The organism is Agromyces sp. P2_B3 (genome assembly GCF_056404815.1).
The window spans coordinates 1-1,520 of sequence record NZ_JBFUDH010000048.1; the positions used below are offsets into that span (position 1 = coordinate 1).

1 pseudogene is annotated in these 1,520 nt (G+C 67.3%); it reads right to left on the bottom strand.

The annotated features are described in order from the left end of the window. Window positions 1-1,205: pseudogene (locus AC1DZA_RS20105) on the bottom strand (hypothetical protein); the annotation flags it as partial. Between the last annotated feature and the right edge of the window lie 315 nt (window positions 1,206-1,520).

Genomic DNA, 1,520 nt, shown 5'->3' on the forward strand with positions numbered 1-1,520 from the left:
GTGCTGGTCGCGTCGGAGTACGCCGCAGCCACAGCCGCACCGTTCGCGTTCGCGTCCGCCGCAGCCGATGCCGACGCGTTCGTGTTCGTCTGACCAGCAGCGGTCACCCCAGCATCAGCCGTACCGGCCGTGGTGGTGTTCGCGTCCGCAGTCGTGACTACGGTGAAGGTGCGATGGTCGGTGGTCGTGGCCGCCCCGAGGATCACCTGTGTCGCGGTCACTGCATAGTCGCCGTTGGTGAGGGGGCCGGTCGTGACCGTCCAGGTGCCGAGGTCATCGCTGCGGGCGATACCGAGTTCGGTGCCGTCCTCGTCATTGGTGATTGTGACCTGCTCGTTCGGCTCGCCGGTGCCGCTCAGGGTGACGGTGCTGGTGGTCAGGATCGTCCCATCGGCGGGGGTGAGAATCTGGACCTGTTCGGGAACCGCGACCTCGAACTGACGCGTGGTGGCACGGTCAGGGGCGCCGGTGAATGTCTGGCTCGCGGTGATCGTAATCTGGCCGTTCGGGAACGGCGTCGTAGCTGCCGGTACCGACCAGTTGCCCGCATCGTCAACCAGGGCAATGCCGTGTTCGGTGGCGCCACGTGTGATCGTGACGGTCGCGCCGGGGTGGCCGGTTCCGGAGATCTCAGGGGTCGAAGTCCGTACCCGCGCCGCATCGACGGGGGTGTCGATTATCACCGGTGCTGTAATCACGGTCAGGTTCTGAGTGGCGGAGTTGCGCAGGGTGTTGTGGGGGGTGTTCTGCCCGGCTTGGATGGTGTGGGTGCCGGTGGTCAGGGCGGTGGTCACGGGGATSGACCAGTTCCCGGTTCCGGGGACGGTGACAGTGCTGCTGATCGGGGTCCCGCTGCGGAAGATCTGCACGGTCGTGCCGGGGGCGGCGGTGCCGCTGATGGTCGGGGTTGTTGAGGTCGTGGACGACGAGGACGTGATCGTGGGGGTGGCGTAGTTGATCGACACGGCCCGAGTCGCGGTGGAGCCGCCGAGGGCTTGGGTTGCGGTGTACGTGTACGACCCGTTCGCAGAGGGGTCGGTGAACGTCGTGGTCCAGGATCCGCCGGTCACGGGCACACTTGTGGCCATGGTCGTGCCGTTCCGGGTGATCGTCACGGTGCTACCGGTGTGCCCGGTCCCGGACAGGGTCACCCGGTCCAGGACTGCCGAACCCGATGAGATTCCCACCGGGGTGGTCAGGGTCACGGTCAGGTTCTGAGTGGCGGAGTTGCGCASGGTGYYGTRGRGGGTGTTCTGCCCGGCTTGGATGGTGTGGGTGCCGGTGGTCAGSGCGGTGGTCACGGGSAYSGACCAGTTCCCGGTTCCGGGGACGSTGACRGYGCTGCTGATCGGGGTCCCGCTGCGGAAGATCYGCACGGTCGTGCCGGGGGCGGCGGTGCCGCTGATGGTCGGGGTTGTTGAGGTCGTGGACGACGAGGACGTGATCGTGGGGGTGGCGTAGTTGATCGACACGGCCCGAGTCGCGGTGGAGCCGCCGAGGGCTTGGGTTGCGGTGTACGT